The 3,504-nt window shown below is 43.1% G+C and carries 3 protein-coding genes; 2 read left to right on the forward strand and 1 reads right to left on the reverse strand.

Annotated features, from left to right (window positions below; translation table 11 throughout):
• Nucleotides 1–1,181: 1,181 nt before the first annotated feature.
• Nucleotides 1,182–1,613, forward strand: coding sequence for an endonuclease domain-containing protein (locus PX482_RS16650; RefSeq protein WP_223213117.1), 432 nt, complete (start codon nucleotides 1,182–1,184; stop codon nucleotides 1,611–1,613).
• A gap of 250 nt (nucleotides 1,614–1,863) precedes the next feature.
• Here PX482_RS16650 and PX482_RS16655 read toward each other — a convergent pair whose 3' ends face one another.
• The gene (locus PX482_RS16655; RefSeq protein WP_002757715.1) at nucleotides 1,864–3,132 is read right to left on the reverse strand and encodes a bifunctional cobalt-precorrin-7 (C(5))-methyltransferase/cobalt-precorrin-6B (C(15))-methyltransferase; all 1,269 of its coding nucleotides are present in this window, start codon (nucleotides 3,130–3,132) and stop codon (nucleotides 1,864–1,866) included.
• A gap of 63 nt (nucleotides 3,133–3,195) precedes the next feature.
• Here PX482_RS16655 and PX482_RS16660 point away from each other — a divergent pair.
• Nucleotides 3,196–3,504 (forward strand): DUF3782 domain-containing protein (locus PX482_RS16660; RefSeq protein WP_288026267.1); only part of this gene is annotated, 309 nt, incomplete at its 3' end.

Consider the following 3,504-nt stretch of genomic DNA (forward strand, 5'->3'; position numbering starts at 1 on the left):
CGGAAGTATAAGAGTGTGTGCTGCCTATTTTTTCGGAAAAATAGGTTGTAATGGGAGACTCTTTGTTTTCCTAGACAAAAATAATAACTTTTTCAAAAAAACACTTTTCTATTTTTTTGTTGGGTATTTTATTCTCTGGAAGTCCCTAATATAACAGATGGTCTCATTAATCTCTAGAGTCAGCGATTCCCTCTGTAGTCATGTTTTTGATGGTTTTCTGCCCGGAAACAAGCTATAATGGTCGAAAGGTCAAATTTGAAAAATTTTGCCTCAAACCCTGTCTGCGTAAGGATTTCAGGAGTTTGTAGCCAGTATTTAATTAGTATTACATTGCTTTAACTCAGGCTCTGTAAGACTTTTAGCCATAGCTAGTATAGTTATACGAGGGAAGTTCAGCTATAACAGCCGAAAACCCTTATCCATCAATGGATGCACCCATTAACTTCTCTTAATGTACCCATGTAGTTTGTAGCATTTCTTAATCAACAAGAATTCTCTCTATTTGCTAGAATAGTGGCGATGTATATAGAAAAAGTTCCTAACCGTAATTCCCCCCCCAGGGAAGTCCTGGAAATGCTGATTTAGTGGGGGAAATTTGGCACGATTTTATATTAGTTAATATTTGCCCTTATGCTTGCTATATAAGCTTATCAGACTACCAATACTTCGGATTTTGGGCATGATTAATTTCTGAAGGATAAAAAACCTAGAAATCAGATTTTAGGATGGGAAACAAGTTGAATATCGATTTTATTTCTCTTGAATTCCCACTCTTGACCTCTCAGCCTTCTGATCTTCCAGAAATTTGGCTCTTCGGTTTGTGTTATGCAATGGACGGGGGGTTATAAGGGATGGAACCCTTATATAGAAAGGCATTTAGCGATTTTTGTCAATTGTTTTTTATCTAGAGCGAACTAATCAATTAAGTCTTTTGCCAGATAAGGATTTAGTCGATTTATGCCCCCTATCGAACCATAACAAGTAACGAAGAGCCAAGCTTTTCAACATTAATAATGTACCTCGTGCGAACAGAAAACGCTATATATGCTAAACTTATTAGTTGAAAAATAATCTTTCTTTTTTTAATAAATAAAACTGCAATCACGTTAAGTTTGATCCCCCCAACCCCCCTTATCAAGGGGGGCTAAGTACGGTAACATGACTAACCAGAAAGTAAGCTTATGCAATTAACCAATCATCATCTACCCTACAATCCCAAACTCGTAGAACGAGCCAAAGAACTCCGTAAAAACATGACCAAAGCTGAAAGAAAACTTTGGTATGAATACTTAAAAAATTTTAAATATAGAGTTCATCGTCAAAGACCGATTGATCAATTTATTGTTGACTTTTATTGCCCCGAATTAAAATTAGTGATTGAAATTGATGGTGATATTCATAATAGTGAAGATGCTCAGAACTATGACTTAGAAAGAACCCAAATTTTATCAGGTTATGGATTAACAGTAATCCGCTTTACTAATCAAGAAGTTTTGAGTAATTTTGAGGGAGTTTGTGGAGTAATTGGAAGTTTGATCCCCCCAACCCCCCTTGATAAGGGGGGCTTTGATCCCTCCTTATTAAGGGGCTTTGATCCCCCCAACCCCCCTTGATAAGGGGGGCTTTGATCCTTCTTGATAAGGGGCTTTGATCCCCCCAACCCCCCTTGATAAGGGGGGCTTTGATCCCTCCTTATTAAGGGGCTTTGATCCCCCCAACCCCCCTTGATAAGGGGGGCTTTGATCCCTCCTTATTAAGGGGGATCTGACAATTTTTAACACCTAACTAATTAGAGAGGAAAAGAATACCCAAAAAGTTCTATTGACAACTTTTGCAAGAGAGAGCAAGGACAAAATCAAGGATTTACAATCTCGGTTTCAGAACAGTCCACTGGGTTACGGGAGCCATTGCTTTCCAACCCAAAAACTTGCCGACCGGTTCGGCTTTTTCAATGCCAATTCGCAGCAGTTCCCCTCCTAATTTACTATGCCATTGCAAGAGGACTAATTCGCTTTCAATTGTAACAGTATTGGCAACAAGACGACCCCCGGGGCGCAGGGCTAACCAACAGGTTTCCAATAGGTGGGGTGTGGTGATACCGCCACCAATAAAAATAGCGTCCGGCTGCGGTAAATCTTCCAGGGCGCTCGGTGCGATTCCGGCGACGATTTGCAGGTGAGGCGTTCCCAAGGCGGCGGCATTATCGGCAATGTATTGTAATCTGGTGGGATGATGTTCGATCGCAATAGCCTGGCAACGGCGATCGCTCCGCAGCCACTCAATGGCAATGGAACCACAACCTGCCCCCACATCCCAGAGCAATTGTCCGGGTAGGGGAGCCAATGTACTCAGAGTGATAGCACGAACTTCTCTTTTTGTCAACTGGCCGTCATGATGGTAAGCAGAATCCGGCAGTCCGGGAAGGCGCGGCGCCAGGGTGGTGGGATGGGAGGAGATGCAGCTAATGGCGATGACATTTAAATCCGCCAGCTCTGTAAATTGCCAATCGTTGGCGATGCCTTGAATGTGGCGTTCTAGGGTTCCCCCTAGATGTTCTAAAACCGTGATGGAACTTTCGCCAAAACCTCCCTCCCGGAGCAGCCGAGCAGCGATCGCTGGAGTCTGGGCATCGGCACTCAGTACCAGCAGTTTAGCGCCGGGATAAAGCACCCCATTCAACCAAGCCGGAGGGCGACCGCACAAACTCAAAGTTTCCACTTCACTCAGAGACCAACCCAAACGACTACAGGCAAGACTGAAGGCAGAAGGAGAGGGAATAATCGTCATTTCCTCAAGGGGAATCTGACGGGTGAGGGTGACACCAATCCCGTAGCACATGGGATCACCACTGGCCAAAACACAGACGGATTGACCACGAAGGCGGATAATCTCGTTCACAGAGTCTTGAATAGGAGAAGTCCAGAGCAGTTTTTGCCGTCGATCCTCTGGGGGTAACATTGCCAGATGTCGTTCACCACCGACAATAACTGATGCTAAAGAAAGCAGACTTCGCCCCACCGAACTTAACCCTTCTAAGCCATCTTCACCAATTCCTATGATCGATAGCCATTTCGACTTACAATTGCGATCCGCCATATTAAAAAAAATCGCTACTATTTCATTATCTGCCATCAGGCTCTATCCTTCAAACAAGATATAATCGGGTTAGTGTCAAGTTAATTTAGAGGAAAAATTATGACCACCACCGCCGATGACGTTTGGAGATTATTAGCCGAATTAGTAGAAGCTCAAAAAGAAACCGAGCGACGCTTTCAAGCAACTGATCGCCAAATTACCAGACTCAGTCAAGAAATTGGTAATCTTGGGGGTAAATGGGGTCGTTTTGTCGAAAATATGGTAGCCCCAGCTTGTGAGACTTTATTTTTAAATCGTCAGATTCCCGTACATCAAGTTAGTCAAAGAGTCAGAAAACGTCTCGACGGTAAAACCCTAGAAATTGATGTGTTAGTAACTAATGAGAATCATGTGCTAGTAGTGGAAGTC

Source organism: Microcystis sp. M53602_WE12 (assembly GCF_030065455.1).
Lineage (GTDB): Bacteria > Cyanobacteriota > Cyanobacteriia > Cyanobacteriales > Microcystaceae > Microcystis > Microcystis aeruginosa.

Excerpts from the sequence above, each read along its gene's own strand:
- PX482_RS16650 (WP_223213117.1), top strand. The coding sequence starts at position 1,182 with ATGCAATTAACCAATCATCATCTACCCTACAATCCCAAACTCGTAGAA.
- PX482_RS16655 (WP_002757715.1), bottom strand. The coding sequence starts at position 3,132 with ATGGCAGATAATGAAATAGTAGCGATTTTTTTTAATATGGCGGATCGC.